The sequence below is a fragment of the Nitrobacter sp. MLSD-S21 genome, from assembly GCF_058809865.1.
In genome coordinates this window covers 81,202-105,703 of the sequence record NZ_JBXASZ010000007.1, presented here as the reverse complement: position 1 = coordinate 105,703, position 24,502 = coordinate 81,202, and the positions used below count along the sequence as shown (strand labels likewise).

The 24,502-nt window shown below is 57.8% G+C and carries 21 protein-coding genes and 2 pseudogenes; 15 read left to right on the top strand and 8 right to left on the bottom strand.

The window, feature by feature from the left end; genetic code table 11:
* The first annotated feature begins 111 nt into the window (after positions 1-111).
* From AC1RT6_RS17305 to AC1RT6_RS17290, 4 genes are all read left to right on the top strand, one after another.
* Positions 112-1,242 carry an ABC transporter permease gene (locus tag AC1RT6_RS17305; protein WP_079447789.1) on the top strand — a complete coding sequence of 377 codons (1,131 nt, stop codon included), beginning with the start codon at positions 112-114 and terminating at the stop codon, positions 1,240-1,242.
* Positions 1,243-1,244: 2 nt separating this feature from the next.
* Complete coding sequence (locus AC1RT6_RS17300) at positions 1,245-2,024, top strand: ABC transporter ATP-binding protein (protein WP_079447788.1); 780 nt, start codon at positions 1,245-1,247, stop codon at positions 2,022-2,024.
* Between the two features lie 3 nt (positions 2,025-2,027).
* Complete coding sequence (locus tag AC1RT6_RS17295) at positions 2,028-3,137, top strand: ABC-type transport auxiliary lipoprotein family protein (protein ID WP_079447787.1); 1,110 nt, start codon at positions 2,028-2,030, stop codon at positions 3,135-3,137.
* 591 nt (positions 3,138-3,728) lie between these two features.
* Complete coding sequence (locus tag AC1RT6_RS17290; RefSeq protein ID WP_079447785.1) at positions 3,729-4,196, top strand: hypothetical protein; 468 nt, start codon at positions 3,729-3,731, stop codon at positions 4,194-4,196.
* 223 nt (positions 4,197-4,419) lie between these two features.
* Here the strand turns inward: AC1RT6_RS17290 and AC1RT6_RS17285 are convergent, their stop codons facing one another.
* The gene (locus AC1RT6_RS17285) at positions 4,420-4,746 is read right to left on the bottom strand and encodes a c-type cytochrome (protein ID WP_079447784.1); all 327 of its coding nucleotides are present in this window, start codon (positions 4,744-4,746) and stop codon (positions 4,420-4,422) included.
* A gap of 522 nt (positions 4,747-5,268) precedes the next feature.
* On the opposite strand from AC1RT6_RS17285, the gene AC1RT6_RS17280 reads away from it, so the two are divergent.
* Together AC1RT6_RS17280 and AC1RT6_RS17275 are read left to right on the top strand one after the other, a co-directional pair.
* Positions 5,269-6,009, top strand: a complete 741-nt coding sequence (locus AC1RT6_RS17280) for a ZIP family metal transporter (RefSeq protein WP_493029554.1) — start codon at positions 5,269-5,271, stop codon at positions 6,007-6,009.
* A 410-nt stretch (positions 6,010-6,419) separates the two neighbouring features.
* Complete coding sequence (locus AC1RT6_RS17275; RefSeq protein WP_079447782.1) at positions 6,420-7,253, top strand: universal stress protein; 834 nt, start codon at positions 6,420-6,422, stop codon at positions 7,251-7,253.
* 215 nt (positions 7,254-7,468) lie between these two features.
* Here AC1RT6_RS17275 and AC1RT6_RS17270 read toward each other — a convergent pair whose 3' ends face one another.
* The 4 genes and pseudogenes from AC1RT6_RS17270 to AC1RT6_RS17255 form a co-directional block, all read right to left on the bottom strand.
* Complete coding sequence (locus tag AC1RT6_RS17270) at positions 7,469-8,506, bottom strand: zinc-dependent alcohol dehydrogenase family protein (RefSeq protein ID WP_472791409.1); 1,038 nt, start codon at positions 8,504-8,506, stop codon at positions 7,469-7,471.
* A gap of 144 nt (positions 8,507-8,650) precedes the next feature.
* Positions 8,651-8,820, bottom strand: a pseudogene (locus AC1RT6_RS17265) (IS630 family transposase); the annotation flags it as partial.
* A gap of 380 nt (positions 8,821-9,200) precedes the next feature.
* Positions 9,201-9,452, bottom strand: a complete 252-nt coding sequence (locus AC1RT6_RS17260; protein WP_139372921.1) for a hypothetical protein — start codon at positions 9,450-9,452, stop codon at positions 9,201-9,203.
* Positions 9,453-9,504: 52 nt separating this feature from the next.
* Positions 9,505-10,191, bottom strand: a complete 687-nt coding sequence (locus tag AC1RT6_RS17255) for a helix-turn-helix domain-containing protein (protein WP_079447780.1) — start codon at positions 10,189-10,191, stop codon at positions 9,505-9,507.
* 250 nt (positions 10,192-10,441) lie between these two features.
* Between AC1RT6_RS17255 and AC1RT6_RS17250 the strand changes: the two are divergent.
* Positions 10,442-10,534, top strand: a pseudogene (locus tag AC1RT6_RS17250) (IS5/IS1182 family transposase); the annotation flags it as partial.
* Here AC1RT6_RS17250 and AC1RT6_RS17245 read toward each other — a convergent pair.
* Positions 10,531-11,226, bottom strand: a complete 696-nt coding sequence (locus tag AC1RT6_RS17245; RefSeq protein ID WP_079447779.1) for a CBS domain-containing protein — start codon at positions 11,224-11,226, stop codon at positions 10,531-10,533. The pseudogene AC1RT6_RS17250 and the gene AC1RT6_RS17245 overlap by 4 nt on opposite strands.
* 423 nt (positions 11,227-11,649) lie before the next feature.
* Here AC1RT6_RS17245 and AC1RT6_RS17240 point away from each other — a divergent pair, with 423 nt between their 5' ends.
* The 4 genes from AC1RT6_RS17240 to AC1RT6_RS17225 all read left to right on the top strand — a co-directional run bounded on the left by AC1RT6_RS17240 (position 11,650) and on the right by AC1RT6_RS17225 (position 17,425).
* Positions 11,650-12,489, top strand: a complete 840-nt coding sequence (locus AC1RT6_RS17240; protein ID WP_079447778.1) for a universal stress protein — start codon at positions 11,650-11,652, stop codon at positions 12,487-12,489.
* Positions 12,490-12,626: 137 nt separating this feature from the next.
* On the top strand, positions 12,627-15,422 hold the full coding sequence (locus AC1RT6_RS17235) for a cation-translocating P-type ATPase (RefSeq protein WP_079447777.1): 2,796 nt from the start codon (positions 12,627-12,629) through the stop codon (positions 15,420-15,422).
* A 456-nt stretch (positions 15,423-15,878) separates the two neighbouring features.
* Positions 15,879-16,130: a helix-turn-helix transcriptional regulator gene (locus AC1RT6_RS17230; RefSeq protein WP_079447776.1), complete on the top strand. Its 252-nt coding sequence runs from the start codon at positions 15,879-15,881 to the stop codon at positions 16,128-16,130.
* Positions 16,130-17,425, top strand: a complete 1,296-nt coding sequence (locus AC1RT6_RS17225; protein WP_079447775.1) for a type II toxin-antitoxin system HipA family toxin — start codon at positions 16,130-16,132, stop codon at positions 17,423-17,425. Before AC1RT6_RS17230 ends, AC1RT6_RS17225 begins: the two co-directional genes overlap by 1 nt.
* Before the next feature lie 685 nt (positions 17,426-18,110).
* Here the strand turns inward: AC1RT6_RS17225 and AC1RT6_RS17220 are convergent.
* Positions 18,111-18,386: a metal-sensitive transcriptional regulator gene (locus tag AC1RT6_RS17220; protein ID WP_079447773.1), complete on the bottom strand. Its 276-nt coding sequence runs from the start codon at positions 18,384-18,386 to the stop codon at positions 18,111-18,113.
* A gap of 54 nt (positions 18,387-18,440) precedes the next feature.
* Here AC1RT6_RS17220 and AC1RT6_RS17215 point away from each other — a divergent pair, with 54 nt between their 5' ends.
* The gene (locus AC1RT6_RS17215; protein ID WP_079447772.1) at positions 18,441-20,924 is read left to right on the top strand and encodes a heavy metal translocating P-type ATPase; all 2,484 of its coding nucleotides are present in this window, start codon (positions 18,441-18,443) and stop codon (positions 20,922-20,924) included.
* 28 nt (positions 20,925-20,952) lie between these two features.
* Here AC1RT6_RS17215 and AC1RT6_RS17210 read toward each other — a convergent pair whose 3' ends face one another.
* Entirely contained in the window at positions 20,953-21,390 is a 438-nt protein-coding gene (locus tag AC1RT6_RS17210) for a DUF2147 domain-containing protein (RefSeq protein WP_079447771.1), read from the bottom strand.
* A gap of 282 nt (positions 21,391-21,672) precedes the next feature.
* On the opposite strand from AC1RT6_RS17210, the gene AC1RT6_RS17205 reads away from it, so the two are divergent.
* From AC1RT6_RS17205 to AC1RT6_RS17195, 3 genes are all read left to right on the top strand, one after another.
* Positions 21,673-22,278, top strand: coding sequence for a superoxide dismutase (locus AC1RT6_RS17205; RefSeq protein ID WP_079447770.1), 606 nt, complete (start codon positions 21,673-21,675; stop codon positions 22,276-22,278).
* Positions 22,279-22,863: 585 nt separating this feature from the next.
* On the top strand, positions 22,864-23,619 hold the full coding sequence (locus AC1RT6_RS17200; RefSeq protein WP_079447769.1) for a metal ABC transporter ATP-binding protein: 756 nt from the start codon (positions 22,864-22,866) through the stop codon (positions 23,617-23,619).
* A 6-nt stretch (positions 23,620-23,625) separates the two neighbouring features.
* Positions 23,626-24,495: a metal ABC transporter permease gene (locus AC1RT6_RS17195; RefSeq protein ID WP_079447768.1), complete on the top strand. Its 870-nt coding sequence runs from the start codon at positions 23,626-23,628 to the stop codon at positions 24,493-24,495.
* The last annotated feature ends 7 nt before the right edge of the window (positions 24,496-24,502 follow it).

Below are 24,502 nucleotides of genomic sequence, written 5' to 3'. Positions count from 1 at the left end.
TTTCTGAATCGAATGAAAATCTATACGGGTGGCGCTGCGTGCCGTTGACTTGGGTCAATGTCCATTTCCCGGTGCAATATATGGATGGCGTAAAGAGCTGGAGATTTGTATTTGGCGACAGCACCTCAATTGGCGGTTTCATCAAGAGGTGATGCGCTCGAACTGCGCCCGGATGGCTCCTGGATTGCGGCGAATGTGACCACGCTGGAATCGCTCACAGACGCCGTCACGCCGCAGCTTGAGCGGGCGAAATCCCTCAGATTGGATATGAGCGGCCTGAGCGAGCTCGATACGTTGGGAGCCTGGCTGCTCGAGAAGTTGTCGCGGCGAATAGCCGATCGTCCGGTCGAAGTCGTCGGGGTTTCTGAAAACTACGTTGGCCTGATCGAGGAGGTCAGGTATGTCAACCGGCACAATCCTCCGCCACCCAAAGCGCGCAATCCCGTGATCGCCACGGTGGAGAAGATTGGTCGCGCTGCCTGGGGCTCCCGCGAAGACGTGGTCGTGTTCTTGCAAATGCTCGGTTCGCTTTGCGTTGCAGTGCTCGGTATCATTCGCAGGCCGCGGTCGCTTCGGCTCACGTCGCTGATCTATCAATTGTATCGGGTCGGCTGGCAGGCAATTCCCATCATCCTGCTCATCACGCTTCTGATCGGCGCGATCATCGCTCAGCAGGGCTTTTTTCATTTTCGCAAGTTCGGCGCCGATTCCTACGTCGTCGATATGGTTGGAATTCTCGTGCTGCGCGAGCTTGGCGTGCTGATCGTTGCGATCATGGTCGCCGGCCGATCCGGCAGCGCTTATACCGCCGAGCTTGGCTCCATGAAGATGCGCGAGGAGATCGACGCACTCTCCACTATGGGTCTCGATCCCGTCGTCGTTTTGATCCTGCCGCGCGTCCTGGCACTGGTTTCTGCGCTGCCGATCCTGACGTTCATCGGATCGATGGCTGCGCTTTACGGTGGCGGTCTGGTCGCATGGTTTTACGGCGGCATGGGTCCGGCGATATTCATCGCGCGGCTGCACGACGCTGTGTCCGTGACGCATTTCGAGGTCGGCATGATCAAAGCGCCCTTCATGGCCTTGGTGATCGGCATCGTGGCTTGCAGCGAGGGTCTGCGCGTCAAGGGCAGTGCCGAATCGCTCGGCAAGCAGACGACGACCTCGGTGGTGAAGTCGATCTTCCTGGTGATCGTTCTGGATGGGTTGTTCGCGGTGTTCTTCGCGTCGATCGGAATGTAGCGATGGATACATCGGTTGCAGAGTTCGCAATTCGGGTCAACGATCTCGTCGTTGGTTTCGGGCGCCGCGTCGTCATCGATCATCTCTCGCTCGATGTACGCCGTGGCGAGATCCTCGGCCTCGTCGGTGCCTCGGGCGGAGGCAAGTCGGTGCTGATGCGCACCATCATCGGCCTGATCCCGCGACGGAGTGGTGAGATCAAGGTCATGGGCGCCAGGATCGGCTCGACCCATGACCTCGGAACGCAGAGGGTCGCTGGTAAATGGGGCATCCTGTTCCAGCAGGGAGCGCTGTTCTCCTCGCTGACCGTGCGGCAGAATATCCAGTTTCCGTTGCGCGAGAATCTTGTGTTGTCCAGCGCGTTGATGGACGAGATCGCCACCGCCAAGCTGGAAATGGTCGGCCTGACTCCGGAGGACGGCGATAAGTTTCCCGCCGAGCTGTCGGGCGGTATGACTAAGCGCGTGGCGCTGGCGCGGGCGCTGGCGCTCGACCCGGCGATCGTTTTTCTCGATGAGCCGACCTCCGGCCTCGATCCCATCGCGGCAGGCGACTTCGATACCCTGATCAAGACATTGCAGAAAACCCTGGGCCTGACGGTGTTCATGGTGACCCATGATCTCGCCAGCCTGAATACGGTCTGCGACCGCGTCGCGGCGCTGGCGGACGGCAAAATTGTCGCCATCGGGCCGATGCGTGAGTTGCTCCAATCCGACCATCCGTGGGTGAGAGCCTATTTCCATGGCAAGCGCTCGTTGATGCTGCAACCGAAAGCGAGTTGAGAGATGGAAACCCGTGCCCCATTTGTCGTCATCGGCGCTTTCGTGCTGGCGGCCCTCGCCGCGGTTTTCGGCTTCGTCTATTGGCTGCACAACACCGGGGGTCTGGGCCCGCGAACAACCTACCACGTGCAATTCGAGGGCTCTGTGCCCGGCCTGCTGGTTGGTGCGGCCGTTCTCTTCAATGGCATTCGCGTCGGCGAAGTGACGGAGCTCAGCCTCGCGCCGGACAATCCGCGCCGCGTTGACGCGGCGATTGCCGTGACATCGACGACGCCGGTGCGACCCGACACCAAAGTCGGCCTCGAATTCCAGGGTCTGACCGGCGTTCCAGTCATTGCGCTGGAAGGTGGTCAGCTACTCGGCGCCTCGGGTCCGGTCCCGACATTGATCGCCGAAGCCGGCGCGGGTCAGAGCATGACCCAGGCTGCACGCGATGCGTTGCGGCATGTCGATGCCGTGCTGGCGGAAAATTCGGAGCCGTTGAAAACCACGATCGCCAACCTGCAGGTGTTTTCCGAAGGCCTGGCCCGCAATACCGGCAAGCTCGACGGCATCGTGGCCGGCCTTGAACGCATGACAGCAGGAAGCGCTTCACCGGCGCGGAAAATCACTTACGACCTCCGTGCGGCGAGCGGCTTTCCCAGCCCGCCCGACCGGACTCTCAAGAACGGGCTCTTCATTCCGGAGCCGACTGCAGTGATTAAGCTCGATACGCAGCGTTTTCTGTTTTCGTCGGACAAAGAGTATCCGGATTTCGCCGAAGCGATGTGGGCAGACAGCATTCCGAAGCTGCTGCAGTCAAAACTGCTCGAAAGCTTCGAAAATTACGACATCGCCCATGCGCCCCTGCGCTCAATGGATGGAGTGCAGACAGATTATCAACTTCTGATCGACGTCCGGCGCTTTCAGATCACTGTCGATCCAGAACCAGTCGCAGATATCGGATTGTCGGCGCGTATCCTGAACAAGAATGGCAAGGTAGTCGCGGCGCGATTATTCCAGGACACGCAGAAGCTGGACAAAATCGAACCGGCGGCGGCCAGCACGGCATTCAACAATGCATTCGAACGAATCGCCAAGGACATGATCGCGTGGACCGTTAAGACGTTGTAGAGCGTGGTTCAAACGTTCCTGGATCAATAATGGTGGTACGCGCACGATTGGCGAAAGGTTCTGTTAGGAGGAGATCGAATGATTGTCCGTACCCTCTTGTTGTCGTGTTCTCTTCTCCTTGCGAGCAAGCTGCTGGCGGTCAGTTCCCCTTTTACGGATCATCCCTATAATCCCCGCCACATAGATCAACTGCCGCCCCAGATCCGTAACTATATAGCGACAATCTGCAAGGGACCGGCCAAGGCGCAGCATCATTTCGGAACCTATTCTCCAGCCGAGAGACGTTGGCGGATACACCTCGAATATCTTCGGTGCGATGGCCTCAGCGATTTCCGACGAGAACACCAATGCCTCGACGTTGATTTTATCCAGGTAGGCTCACGGTTCCGGCTTGCCTCAAAGCAATTCCGTGATTGCGACTTCTGAGGCAGATAGTGGCGAAGAGCTCGCGTTCATTATGATGACAGCGCGCTTCGCGAGCCCGGGTACGATTCGCTGGGCGCGTGAGCAGCGACGATATCATCTTCACGGATCTCTCGATCGAATAGGCGTTTTGCCGGCGACAAAATCATTGGCAGATGGAGGGGCGGGATGACATCTCGTACGTTGATTATTGTTTCATGCGCCGGCGCGATATTCGCATCTTTCGCTGCTGCGCAATCGACGGGCGGATTGCCAAATGGGAACTATATTCCTCACCTTGGCGACATCATGGGAACAATGCAGCTTCGCCACTTCAAGCTATCATTTGCGGGCAAGTTGCGGAACTGGGAGCTCGCCGCCTATGAGATGGACCGGATTAAGGAGAGTTTTCAGGATGCGGCGACGCTTTATCCGGGAATCCCGGTTTCCGATATGACAGTTATGGCGGAGCCAGTTCGACGGCTTGGCGAGGCTATTCAGAAGAAAGAACCCAACAAGTTCGCGTCCGCTTTCAGTGAGATGACAGCGGCATGTAACGGTTGTCACCAATCGATCGGTCGCGGATTTATCGTGATTAAGGTGCCAACGTCGTCCCCATTCAGCAATCAAGTCTTCGATCCGGCTGCCAGACCATGAGACGGTAGTCCTTCTTCGGAGGTTTTGCGGTTGACTCTATCGATCAATACTCTGCCATCCAGAGTCGTAGCCGATAAGTATGCGCTATCAACGTACGAACCGCCCCCCAACCGTTACGCAAACCGCGTTTTCGATGTCATTTGTGCTCAACGGTCTTCGAACTTGCCCGGTCTATGGGCAGACGCAAACATGCGTCATGCTAACTCGCAATGAGCGTTACAGATTACTCCAGGGATTTAAGAAACGCGATGAAATCATTGATCTGGTCGGCTTCGAATTGGAACTGTGGCATACTGGGGTGCCCGGTTATGATCCCTTCAGCCAAGGCTTCCTCAAGCGTCTCGACGGGATAGCGTTGGTGCAAGTTCCGAAATGGCGGTGCAATCCGAAGTGGGCTGGGACTCACCTTGTCAATCGCGTGACATCCTGCGCAATAAAGCAACGCCAAGCGTCGACCTTGCTCGACATTGGCGGCTTCTATGCGTTGTGATGATCCTAAGGTGAAGATCAGTGACAACGCAAAAAACAACAATGAGCTAGCAATCCGCATTGTTTTTCCTAAGCAAAGAGCTGAATTTAGTAGATACCATAACGCTGGTCCATCTTATTGATTTGTGTCAAGGCGTCGAGCCTAGAAACTTGCGGCTTTTCTCTTGAGCGGTTCTTTCAGTCTGACTGATCTCAATACAGCGATCGACGGTTGCTCGAGGAGCTGAATGCGCCATACCGAAAAATCATGCCGGTAGCTGTTCGACGAAATCGAATGCACCACGCTGGCCCCGCTGCCGAGCGAACCGTTCGAACACGCCGAGTGAAAACGACAAGGGTTCATCCCGATTATTCCGTCGAGGTCCGAGAAGAAGATCTTTTACTCGGTGCCGCACTGGTTGACCGTCAACCAGATCTACGTACAAGCCATCGACAACCGGGGCGCTCGAGTCCGTTCGGGCTAATTGTCGAGAACCTTCTGCCAGGAATGGCTCGATCTAGGGGCAGTATTGAGCGACGGCACAGAGCGAATGCGAACGGAATAGCATTGACCTATGGATCGTCCCAGTTGCATGGAATATCTATGACAGCTTCGGTAGGGATTGTATTTCTCGCGGCGTTGGTGACGGCAATCGCCACTGGACTAGGCGCATTACCGTTTCTGTTCATCAAGCAGATGAGTCGGCGGTGGCTGGGGGTATCCAATGGGATTGCCGCAGGCCTTATGCTCGGTGCGAGCCATGCACTAATTGCAGAGGGAAGCGCGATCCATGCATCCTGGACTGTTGCGGGCCTCGTGATCGGTGCTTTGCTCGTTGCCGTCAGCTCTTGTCTGCTACAGGTTCGCAGCGATCTCCACGTCGGTGAACTCAGAGGAGCTGGCGCCAGCAAAGCTGCATTGATCGTTGCAGTCATGACGCTGCACTCGATGGCCGAGGGAATCGGCGTTGGGGTGTCATTCGGCGGAGACGAAAAGCTTGCGACTTTTGTCACGGGAGCAATTGCTATCCACAACATACCGGAAGGTCTTGCGATTAGCTTGGTGCTTATTCCACAGGGCGTGCGCGTGTGGAAGTCAGCAGCTTGGAGCATCTTCTCCAGCATGCCTCAACCCCTATTTGCTGTTCCTGCCTTTATGTTCGTTGCCGCTTTTGAGCCCGTCCTTCCTTTTGGCCTTGGCTTCGCTGCGGGCGCGATGATTTGGGTCGCCGTCGGAGAGCTTCTATCAGACGCCTTCAAGGACGCGCCGCACTCAAATGTTGCCACATCGGTCGTACTTGGTCTTGTAGCCATGATGACCTTTCAGATTCTCGTCAAAAGCTGATCGTACTCGGCTCCTGATCCCTGAGGCGGGACGCTTCAAGCTCTTCTCCCTAAGAGAAATTGTCCTGGCTGCAAGCGTGGGCAATAAACATTGTCAAACGGTGCGGTCGACAGAAAGCTAACGTCACTTTGGCGCGCCGCCTTGTCCGACGGCACTTGACCTCAACACGCCGAATACCAGAGAGTTTTCCTTCGCGAAAAGCCGAAACGTCTGGCGACGATTTGGCGTGTCCACGACGCAGAAGACAGCTCACCGAGAACTACAGCGCCCGTCATCATCAAAATCGTAAACTTCGAACTTGAAAACATACACGCGACAAGGGCAGGCGATTGCGATTCCAACGCTCGAATGAGCCGGTGACTTCATGTCATCGTATATCATTCTTCATTATATCGATTGGGAGCGATTCTATGATAAAAGACATTATCCTGCATTTGGAGAGCAACCCGTCCCGGGATATCGGTCGCGATTTTGCTGTTTCGACAGCTGAGATGTTTTCCGCCCATCTGACGGGTGTCTCCTTTGCTTTTGCAGCAAGCATTCCCAACTATATTGCTCCGACTTTGCCCGCAGATGCTCTCGCCAACCTACTTGCGGAAAGTGAAACAGCAGCGCGCGGCGCAATTGATCGTTTTAAGTCCGCCATGAAGCGCGGCGACCTTCTGGCTGAACCGCGGCTGTTGCTGCAAACTGAATTTGGACCGTCCAGAACTTTTTCGGAGATGGCGCGGTGTTTCGATCTGAGCGTCATCATGCAATCGGACGATGATAACGGCATCGATAACGACACTTTGATCGAGGCGACGCTGTTTGATTCTGGTCGGCCGCTCATTATTGTCCCTTACATCCAGCACGAGGGGTTGAAGCTGGACCGGGTTGTGTGCTGTTGGGATGGAGGCCGCGCCGCAGTGCGTGCGATCAATGATGCGTTACCTTTATTGAGGAAAGCCAACGCCGTCGAATTGTTTATTGTCGAGAATGAAAAGACCGCCAGCGAAAGTGGTGTTGGCGTTATTGACATCGGCAGGCACCTGGCCCGGCACGATATCAACATCGAAGTGAGAAGAACACCCGCCGCTGACATCGATGTGCCGAGCCTGATTCTGTCGCATGTTGTTGACTGTTCGGCGAGTCTACTTGTGATGGGTGGCTATGGACATTCTCGTCTGCGCGAATTTATCCTTGGCGGCGTCACACGCGGAATACTGGCGGCGATGACGGTTCCTGTTTTTATGTCGCATTAGGATCTTGTTGGCTGCGCTCGCCGGCGTGAGTAGTGTTTATCCCGTAGCGGCAGGGTCTTTGAAGCAGATCTGCATGCAGCCGTATCGAACGATACGTTCCACAAAATTCCTACATCTTAAAGAGGCCGTTTGCCTCGTTCCTTTCCCGAGCAGATAAGATTATCTATTGCGTTCATCGGGAATGATTGGCACGAAACAAGCCACTGCCAAAGGAGTCAGGCCGCGATGATCACTTTCAGCGCACCCGTGTCCGCAGCGCGGCTGAATGTGTCATACGCCCTAAGGATTTGGTCGAGGGAGAATCGATGCGTAATCAATTGGGCAGGATTGAGCTTGTTAGATTGCACCGTCTTGAGAAGCATAGGCGTCGTGACCGTATCGACCAGTCGGGTCGTAATTGAAATATTATGCGACCATAATCTCTCTAGGTGCAGATCCACTTTACTGCCGTGCACTCCAATGTTGGCGATGATGCCTCCGGGGGCGATGATGTCCTGGCAAAGCACAAAGGTAGCCGGAATGCCGACCGCCTCGATCGCCGTATCGACACCTTTACCATCGGTTAATGCTTTCACCTCGTTGGCAACCTTTCCGCTCGCGCTATTGATCGTCTGCGAAGCGCCGAATATCTTGGCGATTTTGAGACGCTTGTCATCAAGATCGATCATGATGAGTTTGGCGGGGGAATAGAACTTCGCTGTCAGCAATGCGGCAAGACCGATCGGCCCGGCTCCCACGATCGCGACGGTTGACCCCGGCACCACCTTGCCGTTCAGAACGCCGCATTCGAATCCGGTCGGCAAAATATCGCTCAACATGACGAGCGCTTCTTCATCGGCGTCAGTCGGAATGTGATAAAGACTTGTATCGGCGTGCGGGATCCGAACATATTCGGCTTGCGTCCCATCGATTTCGTTGCCGAGGATCCAGCCGCCGGTGGTGCAGTGGGAATAGAGACCTCGACGGCAGTATTCGCATTTGCCACAAGAGGAAATGCAGGAAATGAGGACATGGTCGCCTGGTTTGAAGGTCGTGACACCGGCGCCAATTGAATCGATGATACCCACACCCTCGTGTCCGAGAATACGACCCGGCGTACAGGTCGGCACGTCGCCTTTCAGAATATGGAGGTCCGTGCCGCAGATGGTCGTTTTCACGATCTTGACGATAGCATCTCCCGCAGACTGTATTTCCGCCTTGGGACGATCTTCGAGCGTCTTATGCCCGGGTCCATGGTAGACGAGCGCCTTCATGGAATGCTCCGATCCAATGCGTTGCTTGATGTTAATAAGATCTGGTTCGCAGCGTCGCATGTTGACTTTGATCAAGGTCGACCTTTCGGGGTGCCGAGAATCATCAGTTAGCCATGCTATTGTGGAACATCATTCGATATCGTGTTGAGATGGCGAGCGACCATCGACGCAAAGCACCAAAGCGCGCTCCGGTGGATCAAGGTAGAGGCCAACGATGTCGCGTACCTTCTCAACGAACTGTGATCGGTTGAGAGTTTGAAGGTCTCGCTTCGATGAGGTTACAGAGAGAATGCGCTCCAGATGCGATGCACCGTCGAAACTGACAGGCCGGACGCTTCATTGAAGTGACGAGTTGCACGCATAATCCAAGTCGACAGAAAGCTTCTCAACCGGCATGCGCAGGTCGAGAAAGAGCAGGTTGGCGTCGAACGTGAGATTTCAACGGAGGATAATGAGTTGGTCGAGCGGGGCGTGTCCCGCGATTGGTTGCGCTCGTCGCTGTTCAAAGACTGATCCGACTGTCGTCAACAACACCGCGCGTAATGCGAACGACCGTCATCGTTGGTCCGTGCCAACAGCAGCAAGCCGCTGCCGACAACCCAGGGACGATCGACGATGACGGATCTCCACGGCTACGAACCTGGCTTGATCGATCGCTTACGTCGCTTCGATGGGTGCGAACCCTCACGATTGCTTAAGCCGCATCGTCGCAAGTCCTACTGGCGACAAACATTTGCCTGCTGGTGCGAGGCGAATAGCCATTCGCTAGGTGCACCACCTTGACGGAGTCGATGTTCAGGCGCTCGCTGCCGATTTCCTGTTTTGCCAAGATCAGCGCCTGAGAGGGATCATCTGACACAACATCGATCTGACGCTGAAGGCACCTGAAATTATGGCCGTTTGAATTCAGCAGATCCTTGTAGAACGAGACGCGATAGTTTTTCATTGGAAGCTCCTCATTCATCATGATGCGCCGGGTGAACCGTGGGCCGGTAACCTCAAGCCTCCATGGCGGTCAGCCTCTGTCGGTTGCGCAGCGCGATTTGGCGAGCGCTCGAAAACATCAGGATGCCCTGATCGTTGAGTTGCGAAAGCGCCCGCGAGACAGTCTCAAGAGTCAAACCGAGGTAGTCGCCAATGTCGCGACGACACATCGGAAGCGCCATCATGCCGGTCTTGGCGAGCCGGCGATCCATTTCCAGGAGGAAAGTGGCAACGCGCTCAATCGCGGTCTTGCGGCCAAGAAGCAGCATATGATCTTCGGCATGGCGGAGGTCGCTTGCCGTCAACGTCCAGAGATTGCGGGCAACTTGGGCGTTCGATGCTGCGGCCTTCTCAAGGCTGCGACGAGGCACCAGGCGGACAGTGGTATCGACGATTGCTTCGGCGGTGAGCCGGTGCTCCAAGCCGGGGTCGAGGCCAAAGACATCGCCCGGCAGGTGGAATGCGCCGATCTGCCGTCGTCCGTCGCTCAGCAGTTTATAGGTACGGACTGCGCCGCCGATAGTCTGGTAGAGGTATTCGGAAGGCTCGCCTTCGCCGTAGATTTCTTCATCCTTTCTGTAGGAAAATTCGCTTGGAACCACTCCCGAGCCGCGGACGATCTCGCCGAATTGGTCGGCCGCCAGGACGTGCGGGATGTCGAGAACCTTAGCAGTGAGGCCGGTGATCGTCTCGGTATGCATGTCGCCATCTCCTCGATGCGGGATGGCTTGGTTTACCGGAGATGTCCGCGCCAGAATATTTCGGTCGATATCCTAAGGGGAGCCTCCTAAGGGGTGTTACGGAGGTGGATGTTCCAGGACGTGGCGCCGACGTACCGATGGTGCTCAAAGCGCATTTCTACGTGACAGCCTGGAAAGGTGGCGATGTTCCCCGTCGTATCGGGCGAACCAAAGGCGAGCTGAACTTGAAACTCCATATTGTCTGCCATGGCAGCTCAAAGACTGGCGGCGCATCGCAACACGATACGACCGATGCGCCCACACCTTCTCCGCAAACTGCATCGTCGCAACAGTCATCTTCTAGACATTATCGATGAATGCTGAACCTAGGTAGAGGTGGTCGTGAACCACCTTGACACCTGGGACGTTTTCAGCCGCCACGATCGCAGCTTGCCGGAAACGCGCGTCCGTAATGACGCCTGTAAGATGTACAATTCCATCATGAACCGTGACGCTCAATTGCGCCGGTCGCCAGTCATTCTTATCGATGGAGGCGATCACACGGTCACGAATATGATCATCATCTGCCGTCGGGTCCGGAACATCCTTTGCGAGGCTTGCGACGGCACGAAGAAGGTCGGTGCGGGTCACAATCCCAATTACCGTGCGTCCACGCACCACGGGCAGACGCTTGACACTACGGCGCTCCATCAAACGCACAAGCTCCGCAAGCGGCATATCTTCGGTTGCGGTGCAGAGGTCGTCTTGTGTCATAATCTCGCTGACCTTACGACCATGCTCTCGCACAAAGTCCTGGGCCACTTTTCCCGAAACCCCCATCAGAAATTCGAGCCATCTGATGCGCGGACGCTGCGTCCCGATCTCACTGCGTCGCACAAAATCTCCCTCCGAGACCACTCCAATCAGCCCGCTCCTCTTGTCAACAACGGGAAGGCCGCTGATGTGCTGTTGCAACATAAGGTTTGCAGCATCCAGAATGGACGTGTCGGCTGACACTGTGATCACCTTGCGGGTCATTATCTGATGTGCACGCATTCAACCCTCCATTTTTGAGAATATTCGTCCAGAAATGAAACCGGATGATTGACGCACCTCAAACAAGACCTTCATCCAAGCCTGACTTTCGATCGACCTGAGACGAATGTTCGAGCATCAACTACGAGGGATATGACCTGACTCGTGCAAGGAGCGCCCAACACCGATTTGGCGTCTGGAAGACAAGGATATAAGTCGATCCGTCCAGTGCGCGTCGAAGCTCATGGCTCCCAAGGCACTACAATTTCGCAGCTGGATGGTTGACTGACTGGTTTCTTCCGTAAGGCGTTGTCGCAAGAAATGCCTCGGGATTCATTCGACTACACGGAGTAGCCGCAGGTATCCAGGCGCGATCCATTGCGATGGATCAAAACACGGAGTTCCCTAGAGGCTAGGTTAAAAACCTCCAGAAGGGAGGGATTCATGGCCTTCAAGGATGTTCTTCTGACGCTGACGAGCTATCCGGAACCAACGCCCGTCTCGATAGTGAACGATGCAGTTTCGATAGCCGCCGCTCTCCGTGCTCATTTGGCGGCGATTTCTTGCGAAGTACACGTGGAAGTGCCGGGCAACTTCCTTGCCAAGGCGATCATCGACATACCCGGGATCGCGGCCCATGAAACGGCAAAGAGCCGAAAGAACGCCAAAGATCTGCTTGCCGCGTTTGAAGCGGCGGCTGCAAAATCCGGCGTTACGCATGAGACCATTTTCGAGAAATGCGCAACGCATCGGACGCCGACGCTGCTGGTCTACTATGCGCGGCTTCGCGATCTCACGATCATGCCGGTACCGGAATCATATGATCTGTGGTGCGCGGAGGAGATTATCTTCGAATCGGGCAGGCCGACGCTGATCCTGCCCACTGTCCCGCGATCACGCCCGTTCCAGCTCGATACCGTCGGCGTGGCTTGGGATTTCAGCCGCACCGCGACGCGTGCGGTTTCGGATGCGCTTCCCCTTTTTGACAAGGCGAAGAAGGTCCGCGTTGTTATCGTCACGAACGAAAAATCTTTTGATTCCAAACATTCCCCCGAAGAACTGGCAAAAAATCTTGCCCATCACGGTATCGATGTCGTTTTGGATGAGGTCGACGCCGAAGGCAGGCCGATCGGCGAGGTCCTTGAAGCATACGTACTTTCCCGTGGGATCGACCTGCTTGTCATGGGGGCTTATGGGCAGTCCAGATGGCGCGAGGTCGTACTTGGAGGTGCAACCAGGAGTCTGCTGTTAAAACCGCCTGTTCCGGTTTTCTTCTCGCGTTGACGAGGTGTCACGCAAGCGCACCTTGACGCCACGTCACCATATCAGGCGAAAATAGCGTGCGGCCTCGTTGAGGGACATCGATCTTTGCTGCAGGGTTCTGATAGGAAGATTTCGAACAAATTCTGAGCGGGGTTTTCTTGCAGCAGCAGTGGCAGCAACCAAGAGATCCGCATCGCCTCTCAGCGGATGAGGTATTCAAAACGCTCGGCACGACGGTGCAGTTCGGGTTGAGCGACGACGAGATAAGGCGACGCCTCGCGCGCTATGGCCGCAATGAACTGCAAGCGGAAGCGCCAAGGGCGGCCTGGCTGAAGTTCCTCGACCAGTTTGCCAACATCCTCGTGGCCCTTCTGATTGTCGCGGCGGTGATCTCCTCCGGCCTTTGGTTCTATGAATCTCGTTCCGCACTGCCTTATGAAGCCATTGCGATCTTCGCCATCGTTTTTATCAATGCGGTGCTGGGTTATGCCCAGGAAGCTCGAGCCCAGAAGGCCATGGCCGCGCTGCGCCAGATGGCGGCGACACGAGCCAATGTCATCCGAGAAGGCGTGCCGCAGAAGATCGCGGCAGCAGAGTTGGTTCCCGGCGACATCATTCTCATCGAGGAAGGCAACACGATCCCCGCTGATGCGCGGCTTGTTCAATCAACCGCGCTGCAGCTCCAGGAGGGGGCGCTGACGGGAGAAAGCCTGCCAGTCTCGAAGGATACGCTGCCCGTCACCACCGAGGCGGAATTAGGTGACTGGCACAACATGGTCTTCAGCGGAACGACCGTCGTTTATGGGCACGGTCGCGCCGTGATCACAGCCACCGGCATACAGACCCAGATAGGCCGCATCGCAGGTCTGCTCGAAAGAGCCCCGGAAGAGACGACCCCCCTTCAGAAGGAGCTTGATCGCGTCGGCAAGCTGCTGGCGATGATCGTCATAGTCATTGCGGTGGCGATGATCGGGATCATCCTGCTCATCAGCGAGATTCGCGATCTGTCAGACGTGTTCGATGCCTTGATCTTCGGCGTTGCGCTTGCCGTGGCAGCGATCCCGGAAGGCTTGCCAGCCATCGTGACGGCCGTGCTGGCACTCGGTGTGCAGCGGATGGCCAAGCGAAACGCCATCGTTCGTAAGCTCGCCGCGGTCGAGGCTCTGGGTTCGGCGAATGTCATTGCTTCCGATAAAACCGGAACGCTGACGAAGAACGAGATGACCGTCCGCCGAATCGTTACGGCCAGTGGATGCACCAATTTGAACGGCACCGGCTACGTCCCCGAGGGGGACCTGCAGTATCAGCCGTCGAATGACGATGCCCTTCAGTACGAGTTGAACCGCGCGCTGCGTGCGGCCGACAGGGCCAACAACGCAGTTCTCCAGGAGAACGATGGCCGATGGACCGTTCATGGCGATCCGACCGAGGGCGCGCTGATTGTCGCGGCGCGCAAGGCGGGGCTGACGGCAGAGGCGCTGGATAAGCGTTTTCCCCGCATAGCCGAGGTCCCGTTCTCGTCGGAGCGTAAGCTCATGAGCACGATTCACGCCGATGCCAAGAAGCGCGAGCGGCTTATCGCCCTGACGAAGGGCGCGCCCGACGTTTTGCTTACCCGCTGTTCGCACGAGCTTGTGGGCAAGGAGGCGAGGCCGCTGACCGATGCGCGCCGGGCTGAAATCCTGATGAGCAATGGAGCGCTGGCTGCGGACGCACTTCGGACGCTAGGAGTGGCATTCCGCTCACTGCCACCCGACCCGGAGGGCCGAGATGGCTTTGACGAAAGCGTGGAGCAGGATCTCGTCTTCCTGGGGTTGATCGGAATGATGGACCCGCCGCGCGAGGAAGCGAGAAAAGCCATCGCCAAGGCGAAAAAGGCGGGTATTCGCCTGATCATGATCACCGGCGATCATCCGAAGACCGCCGCCGTGATCGCTGCCGAACTTGGCATCGCGTCCGATGGCCGCATCCTTGCTGGCACCGAGTTGAAGGCAATGAGTGACGACGCGCTCGACCGGGCGGTCGCGGAGACTTCAGTCTACGCCCGGGTCAATCCGGAGCACAAGCTACGCATCGTCGAGGCGCTTCAGCGGAGCGGAATGATGGTGGCAATGACAGGCGACGGCGTCAACGACGCACCGGCCCTGAAGAGGGCGGATATCGGTATCGCCATGGGGATCACCGGCACCGATGTCTCCAAGGAAGCAGCCGACATGGTGCTCGCCGACGACAATTTCGCGACGATTGTGGCCGCAGTGGAGGAGGGACGGGCAATCTTCGCCAATATCCGAAGATTTTTGCGCTATCTGCTGTCGTCGAACATCGGCGAAGTCATGACGATGTTCCTTGGCGTGCTGCTCGCTGGCGTGATCGGTCTTTCAGCGCCCGGAAGGGAAGATGGCACGCTCATCCTTCCCCTGATGGCCACGCAGATCCTGTGGATCAATCTGGTGACGGATGGCGGTCCTGCGCTTGCCCTTGGGGTCGAACCGATCGACACTCGAACCATGACTCGTCTGCCGCGTCCTCGAGGCGAAGGCGTGATCACCCGCCGGATGTGGAGAGGCATCTTTTTTATCGGCACCGTGATGGCAGCCGGAACGCTCTTCGTGCTCGACGCTTCGCTTCCCGGCGGCCTGATCGAAGGCAAGGGATCGGTCGTCTATGCGCAGACCATGGCGTTCACCACGTTGACGATGTTTCAGCTATTCAATGTGTTCAATGCCCGCTCCGATGAGCAGAGCGCATTTGTTGGACTGTTCAGGAATAATTGGCTATCGGCGGCCGTCGTGTTTTCCCTGATCCTCCACATCGCTGTCGTCTATGTGCCGTTTCTTCAGGAGGCGTTCTCGACGACAGCTCTGGGTCTGGCCGACTGGTTGATCTGTACGGTGGTCGCGAGCTCGGTATTGTGGTTGCGTGAGCTTAGCAAGTTCGCGGCTTGGAGGAAGTGATCGGCACGGCGCGGAGCGTCATCATGGCGGTGCTGCCGCTCATGAACACTTTGCGGTCATGTGCATTATCGAGCCGAAGCACTGTCGAAGTTTAGGTTACGTTATTAGCACGGTAAGTTGTGTGGGCCTGAGACGGCGATTTAAAAGCGGAGCAAAGAACTTTTGCTTTTGGGTCGGAAATTATCACGGCCTTAACGACCTCCCTTGAGATCTCCTCCGCGTCGTCCCCTTACCAATCGGCATGGCAGCCGTGCCCACAACATTCCGGAAAGTGAAGTGGACGGCACCGTGGACAGGTACGATCTAATGCGGCGCCAAGTAGAACGCCTCTCAAGGCGAGGTCTTATTTTATGCGCTGGTTCATGTAAAACTTATTTATCGGATTTGACGCATAATTTGAATCTATGAACTAATTACGATATTGAAGAATTATCGGAATTAGGCCATAGTTGAGCTATGGCAGACTTGGCGCGCAGTCCAAAGCAGGTCGGTAACTTCATCCGCCGCGCACGCAAGCAGCGGAGATGGAGCCAGACGCAGCTCGGCGAGAGGGCGGGTCTCCGTCAGGAGACAGTCTCGTTAATCGAAAGCGGCAATCCCGCCACCAGGCTGGATACGATCCTTGCCGTGCTCGCCGCGCTCGACCTCGAAGTCCAGATAGGACCACGATCGAAGGGCAGGGCCGCCGCCATCGAGGATATTTTCTGATGGCGCGCCGTCGGCAGCACGCACCGCTGCACGTCTATCTCAACAACCGCCTGGTCGGTCATCTTCTCAAAGATCCGGGCGGCGCGGTCAGCTTTCAATATGATGAAAGCTGGCTCGGTTGGGAGAATGCCATCCCGGTCTCGCTTTCACTGCCGTTACGGGAGGACTCCTGGCGCGGTGCTCCGGTCATTGCGGTCTTCGAGAACCTGCTCCCCGACTCCGAACTGCTGCGCCGACGTGTCGCAGAAAGAGTCGGCGCCGAAGGGGCCGACGCCTATAGCCTGCTCGTAGCCATCGGACGGGATTGCATCGGTGCTCTCCAGTTTGTTGCCGATGGAGTCGATGAGCGCAGCAGTGGAATCGAAGGAGAGCCCATCGATGACGCGGCAATCGAAAAGCTGCTGCGGAACCTTGAGCAGGCTCCCCTTGGCCTCAGCAAAGACGACGATTTCCGGATTTCCGTTGCCGGCGCGCAGGAAAAGACCGCGCTGTTGTGGGACGGCAAGCGTTGGCGCAGGCCTCTCGGGACGACACCCACGACCCATATCCTGAAGCCCCAGATCAACGGCATCGATCTGTCGAACAGCGTCGAGAACGAGTTTTTTTGCCTGAGGCTGCTCGCAGTCTTTGGGCTTCCGGTCAACAACGCCACCATCGAGACGTTCGGGAGGACGAGAGCGCTGGTCATTGAACGCTTCGACCGGCGTTGGACTCGGGACGGGCGCCTACTGCGTTTGCCGCAGGAAGATTGCTGTCAGGCGCTGTCGGTGCCCCCGAGCAGGAAGTATCAGAGCGACGGCGGGCCCGGCCTCGTGCAGGTTCTCGACCTCCTCAAGGGCAGCGACACGCCCGACGAGGATCGCAAGACCGTCCTCAAGGCCCAGATCCTGTTCTGGCTTATCGGGGCCACCGACGGACACGCCAAGAACTTCAGCATCTTCCTCGGACCAGGCGGCACTTTCCGCCTGACGCCGCTTTACGACGCTCTGTCCGCCCAGCCGAGTCTCGACGCCCGCCAGATCGAACGCAAGCAGATGAAGCTCGCCATGGCCGTGGGAGCGAAGAACCACTACAGGATTGATGGAATTCAAGGCCGACACTTCTTCGAGACCGGACGGAAGGCGCGATTTTCGAAGACGACCGTTCAAACCGTGATCAACGAAATCGCTGCCACCGCAGGCGAGACGCTGGAGCGGTTAGCGGATGAATTGCCGCCCCGGTTTCCCAAAGCGATCCATGCTTCTGTCAGCAAAGCCTTCGCCGCACGTCTCGGGGTTCTTTCGGCTGGAACATGAGGTGCGCGTGAAGTCGACAGTCTCCGCGTGGACCAAACATCATCGCAACAAACGATATGAGACAGTGTCGAACTGTCAGCGATAGTTGCAGTGCTAATACAGGTGCCTTGTGATACTGGTGCTAACGGTCTTTTTCTTGTCTGTCTGCGGAGTGCCGTTCAAACTATCGTACGTCGATTTTCTGTGCTTGATCTGTCGATGATTCACTCGATCGTTGTCGATAGTGTCCGAAACGATGTTCAAAAGAAGATCGTGATTTTCTGCTGGGAAATCAGTAGCGAAAATTTTTTGACGGATCGCTTTTCGGATTCGGGAGATCACCGTCAATCTCCTGTCGAATCTTGACCACTTCGGTGCGAAAGTTTCAATCGAAGCGTTGCGTTCGACATGCGGCCGCTTGATGTGGCGGGCCGGGTCCATCAGTTCATGCTAGAGCCCGTCAAGAACGGCTGCCTCCAGTTCATCCTGGCGGAGGGCGGTGAGGTTTGCACGATTGCCCTCGCTTCGGCGGTCGCGCCGAAATGCTCCGCCGAGAAGTTTGACGAAGCTGGCTTCAACTCCTCACAGCCGCTGCAACATAGAACGTATTGGGCAGGGCGACTTCGAGAAGATTCAGATACCGCATCGATCTGATCTGGCGCATCCGATCTCGCGCATCGGGTGGACGCCGGCAGCATCTCTTCAACTATCGGTTCGTCCGCTCGATGACGGCCATCAACTCGGAGATCTTGCGCCGCTGATCGGCCTTGTTGCCGCTTGTGATCGCGTGCTCAACGCAATGCGCCACATGATCCTTCAGCACTTCCTCCTCGACGCGCCGGAGCGCGGCGCGCACGGCGGATATCTGCGTCACGATGTCGATACAATAGCGGTCTTCGTCCACCATTCGGGATAGGCCGCGTACCTGGCCCTCGATCCGGCTGAGGCGCTTTCGGCAGGATATCTTGATATTGTCGCGCATGACGGATATATACCCCTATGGGGTATAGACTGCAAGGGGACTTCGGAGATCCGGATGAACACAGCAGGGCAAGCAAAGTCCCAGGATGGAAATGACTGCGGCTGCGGTGCGGAGAAGCCGACCGCATCATCCCCCGCCGCATCGAGTGAGGCGAGTTGCTGCGGTGGGGAAGCTGCGACGGCACATGCCCATGATGCGCACGCACATCATCACGAGCAACACCATGGTCAGGCCGCCCATGCGGCCGACGTAAAAGTTCTGGATCCGGTCTGTGGCATGACGGTCGATCCGCAGACCAGCAAACATCGCTTCGACCATCATGGCTCGACCTATCATTTCTGCTCTGCCGGCTGCCGAACCAAATTCGCCGCGGCGCCGCAGTCGTATCTCGACAAGTCCAAGGCGCCGCCGGCGGATGTGCCGGAAGGCACCATCTACACCTGCCCAATGCACCCGGAAGTCCGCCAGGTTGGTCCCGGCGCCTGTCCTATCTGCGGCATGGCGCTGGAGCCTGAACTTGTGTCCCTGGACGACGCGCCTAATCCTGAACTCGCGGATATGTTGCGCCGGTTCTGGATCGGGTTGATCCTCGCGTTGCCTGTGATCGCGTTGGACATGGGTGCGCATATTGCCGGAGCGCATGGCTGGATCGGGCAAACATTATCGAACTGGATTCAGCTCGCGTTCGCGACGCCGGTGGTGATCTGGGCCGGCTGGCCGTTCTTCTTGCGTGGCTGGCAATCGCTGACGACGCGCAATCTCAACATGTTCACGCTGATCGCGATGGGCACTGGCGTCGCCTATGTCTATAGCCTTGCCGCCACCTTCGCGCCCGCGATATTCCCGCAGGCCTTTCGCGGGCATGACGGCGCGGTCGCGGTCTATTTCGAGGCGGCGGCGGTCATCACGGTTCTGGTGCTACTCGGGCAGGTGCTTGAGTTGCGCGCGCGCGAGGCAACGTCGGGAGCCATCAAGGCGCTGCTCGATCTTGCACCGAAGACCGCGCGCCGCATTGATGAGCTAGGCGCGGATCACGACGTGGCGCTTGACGACGTAGCCGTCGGTGACCGGCTTCGGGTTCGCCCCGGAGAAAAGGTGCCGGTGGACGGTGTTATCGTCGAGGGTCGCTCGTCGCTCGATGAATCTATGGTGACCGGTGAATCCATGCCGGTTGCCAGGGAAGCGGGCGCACGGGTGATCGCTGGCACCATCAACCGGTCTGGCAGCTTCGTCATGCGGACCGAGAAGGTCGGGCGCGACACGCTGTTGTCGCGGATCGTACAGATGGTAGCGCAGGCGCAGCGGTCCCGCGCTCCGATCCAGCGTTTGGCCGATCGGGTGGCCGGCTGGTTCGTGCCCGCCGTCATCGCTGCGGCCGCGGTCGCGTTCGCGGTCTGGGCCGTCGTTGGCCCCGAGCCGCGTCTGGCGTTCGGTCTGGTTGCTGCGGTGAGCGTGCTGATCATCGCCTGTCCATGTGCACTCGGGCTCGCCACGCCAATGTCGATCATGGTGGGCGTGGGACGCGGCGCGCAGGCCGGCGTCCTGATCAAGAACGCCGAAGCGCTCGAGCGCATGGAGAAGGTCGACACGCTGGTGGTCGACAAGACCGGCACCTTAACCGAGGGCAAGCCCAAGGTCGTCGCCATCGAGGTAGCGGAAGGTGTCGAGAAAGACGATCTGCTGCGTCTTGCTGCAAGCGTCGAGCGATCCAGCGAGCATCCGCTGGCGGACGCCATCGTAGCTGCGGCGAAGCACCGCAATCTGGTGCTGAACGACGTGCAGGAGTTTGACGCGCCGGCCGGAAAGGGCGTGACTGGAAAGATCGCGGGAAAAACTGTGCTGATCGGCTCAGCCGCGTTTCTCGAATCCCGGAATGTTGCCGTTCACGGCATGGCAGCATTGGCCGAAGATCTGCGCGCCGACGGCGCCACCGTCATCAATATCGCATGTGAGGGCAAGCTGGCGGGTCTGCTCGCGATTGCCGATCCTGTGAAAGCGTCAGCGCGCGCGGCTCTGAAAGCGCTGGCAGAAGACGGCATTAAGGTCATCATGCTGACCGGCGATAATCGCACCACCGCCCATGCGATCGCCAGGCAGCTTGGCATCGCCGATGTCGAGGCGGATGTTCTTCCCGAACAGAAGAGCGCGGTCGTCGCAAGACTTCGGGATGAGGGGCGTGTCGTGGCGATGGCCGGCGACGGCATCAACGATGCGCCGGCGCTTGCTACCGCCGATGTCGGCATCGCCATGGGCACCGGGACGGACATTGCAATGGAAAGCGCCGGCGTGACGCTGCTCGGGGGCGATCTCATGGGTATCGCTCGCGCCCGCCGTCTCTCTGAGACGACAATGCGCAATATTCGGCAGAACCTGTTCTTCGCCTTCATCTACAATGCGGCAGGCATTCCGATCGCAGCCGGGGTTCTCTATCCGCTTTTTGGCTTGCTGTTGTCCCCGATCGTGGCCGCCGCTGCCATGGCGCTGTCGTCAGTGAGCGTCGTCGGCAACGCGCTGCGGCTGCGCGCTGCGAGGCTTTGAAGGCGAGGGTAGGTCGGTCGTTTGTTCTTCAGCGGTGAGAGCGCGTCCAGACCTCTCCGCTGCACAACGCGCCGACGCAGCCTTCCACGCGCAGCGCGCCGGGACCCGCGACAGAGACGTTGCTGGCATAGGAGTTGCCGTCATCGGCATTGTAGATCGTGCCTGACCATTTGTTAGATTCGGTTTGCGACATGCCATGGAACAGCGGCAGTCCGATCATCGGTCGCTTGGACAGCGCGGGGTTGCGATTTTTGTCGTCGACGGCAGGTCTTCCGGTCGCGGGATCGATCGGGTTGCGTAGCCAGACAATGACGCCGCAAATTCCGCTGCGGCATTTGCTGACACGAACCTTGGCATCACCCGCCTGTGTTAACCAGATGCCGGTGGGGTCGGCCGGTGTCTGTGCGCCGGCGACAGATAACATAGCGGCAAGAATCGCAATGGCAAAGCCGGATCGCACGAGCATGACAACCACCTCCAGAGTCCCTTGGGGTGCATAACAAAAAAAACGAGTGATGCAACGTTATATGTGCAGCGAGCTATGGCCGGTCCTGGAGAAGGCAAAGGACGTAGTGACAGCGAGCTGCGCGTCTCGTGAATATGCGGCCTGCAAGACCGGCATACCCAGCGTTGACCACTCTCAAGTTATGGTATGTAACGGCTATTGTCGTACTGGCGAAGGAAACTCCTGATCAGGGGTTTTCTCTGGTCTCAATTTCAATCTCCCACCAATTCGGACAAATAACCCATGACCTTTACGCTTCCGAACCTGCCGTATTCCTATGACGCGCTTGCGCCTCATATGTCCAAAGAAACCTTGGAATATCATCATGATAAGCACCATCAGGCATATGTGACCAACGGAAATAACGCCATCAAGGGGACCGAATTCGAGGGCAAATCGCTCGAGGAGATCGTGAAAAGCTCATACGGCAAGAGTGCAGCCGTGGGCGTCTTCAACAACGCCGGTCAGCACTATAACCACCTGCATTTCTGGAACTGGATGAAGCCCAATGGCGGTGGCAATAAACTGCCCGGTCGTCTAGAGAAGAAAATCGTCGAGGATTTTGGCAGTCTGGACAAATTCAAGGCTGACTTCGCCGCGGCTGGCGCCGGACAGTTCGGTTCGGGATGGGCTTGGCTGCAAGTCAAGAATGGCAAGCTCGGAGTGTCCAAGACGCCGAACGCCGAGAATCCGCTGATTCACAACGCGACTCCCATTCTTGGCTGCGACGTTTGGGAGCACTCTTATTACATCGACTACCGCAATCGCCGTCCGGATTATCTCAAGGCGTTCCTCGATCATCTCGTGAATTGGGATTACGTCGACGAACTGTTCTCCAAGGCCGTCTGATCTATAGGCGGAGAATCTCATGAAAGGCGGCATGGCAGTGCCGCCTTTTTTTGTTGGTATGCCCGTTCGTTACATTTCTCATCAATGTTTCAGGTGGGATCGCAGCGGGTCTGCTGCGTCACCTTCTTGCATCATCGCTCGATACCGCTGTTGTACGAACACGGCGAGATCGGCTGGCCAGCCATCTACGTGCTCGGGATTGGTCGCTCGGCCTGTTTGCCGGCCTCGCGCTGCTCCGTCCACCTGACATAGGGCGACGACTGCTGGACGCCCCGTTCGCGAAGCCGCCGGCTTGCCTGCTGGCCAACCGTGATGTTATAATATAACGGTTATGGACCTCTCAATTTGGCTCCCTGGTCTCGTCCGGGGCCGGAAAGCGTATCAGGTGCTTCCTCCTCACACTCACGTCCATGGTCAAGCTCACGAGCATGGACACCCAAAGGGGCACGCCCATGGACCATCCTCGCCGCATCCGGCCCAGGCAGTGCCATGGTCGATCCTGCGGATGGCGCTGGTTGCTCGGCTGGGAACGGCGCTTGCGGTCAGCGTCGGACTTTGGGCGGCCGTACTGCTGACAACCGTGAGATGGTAGCGCAACTGCAATTTCGTGACGTCACGCTGGGGTATGAGCGGCATCCGGCCGTGCATCATCTGAGCGGTGAGATCGCGGCCGGCGCGCTGCTGGCGGTGGTCGGTCCAAACGGCGCGGGTAAATCCACGCTGTTTCGCGGCATCGTCGGCATCCTGAAGCCGCTGGCGGGATCGATCGCCTTCGGCGACCTCGACGTCCGCGACATTGCCTATTTGCCACAAAGCGCTGAGATCGATCGCAGCTTTCCGATTTCGGTGTTCGATTTCACCGGTTCTGGGTTGTGGCGAACCACCGGCGCGTTCGGCGGACTCGGCAGGCGCGAACGTCGGCGGATCGTTGAAGCTCTTGCGGTTGTCGGCCTGAACGGATTTGAAAATCGCCCCATCGGCACGCTGTCGGGTGGGCAGATGCAGCGCATGCTGTTCGCTCGGGTGCTGTTGCAAGATGCCGGCGTGATCGTCTTGGACGAGCCCTTCAATGCCATTGACGCCAAGACTTCGGCCGATTTGCTCGCTCTGGTGCGGCGTTGGCATGAGGAGAAGCGCACGGTGGTCGCGGCGCTGCACGACATGGATCTGGTGCACGCGAATTTTCCGGAGACCCTGCTGCTTGCGCGCGGCGCGGTGGCATGGGGACCGACGGCGCAGGCGTTGACGGCCGACAACCTGTCGCTGGCCCGGCAGATGTGTGAAGCTTTCGATGATGGCGCTGCTGCCTGCGCAGCGCACGTTCCGCCGCGCGCAGCTTGAGGCATCATGATCTACGACGCGCTGGTCGCTCCCTTCGCTGATTTCGAATTCATGCGCCGTGCGCTGGCGGCGGCGATCGCGCTTGCGCTAGGAGCGGCGCCAATCGGCGTGTTCCTGATGTTGAGGGGGATGAGTCTTGTCGGCGATGCGATGGCGCACGCGATCCTGCCGGGAGCGGCCATCGGTTTCCTGCTGTCGGGCCTCAATTTGTTCGCGATGACCGTCGGCGGATTAATTGCTGGGTTCGCAGTGGCGATTCTGGCGGGGGTGGTATCGCGCGTCACCGAATTGAAAGAGGATTCGTCGCTGGCAACCTTCTATCTCGCGTCGCTGGCGTTGGGTGTCACCATCGTGTCGGTCAAAGGCACCAACATCGATCTGCTTCATGTGCTCTTTGGCAATATCCTTGCGATGGACAACCAGACGCTCATGGTGATCGCGATTAATGCCACCGTGACACTTGTGGTGCTCGCGGTGATCTACCGCCCGCTGGTGATCGAATGCGTCGATCCCGTGTTTCTGCGTACGGTGAGCCGCGCCGGTGCGCCGGCGCACCTGGCGTTTCTCGGATTGGTCGTCGTTAACCTCGTCAACGGCTTCCATGCCATGGGCACCCTGCTGGCAGTCGGGTTGATGATTTTGCCGGCGGGCATCGCCCGGTTCTGGTCGCGCGACATCACCGGCATGATGATGATCGCTGTCGTTAGCGCACTGCTGTCCGGTTATGCCGGACTGGTGCTGTCGTTTCACAGCAAGGTGCCTTCGGGACCGGCAATCATCCTGGTGGCGTCGGCGTTTTATGTCGTGTCTGTGCTGTTCGGACGCGTCGGCGGGATTCTGCGACAGCTTTTTCCCGCGCCCCATCTCGAAGCGTGATGGTGGA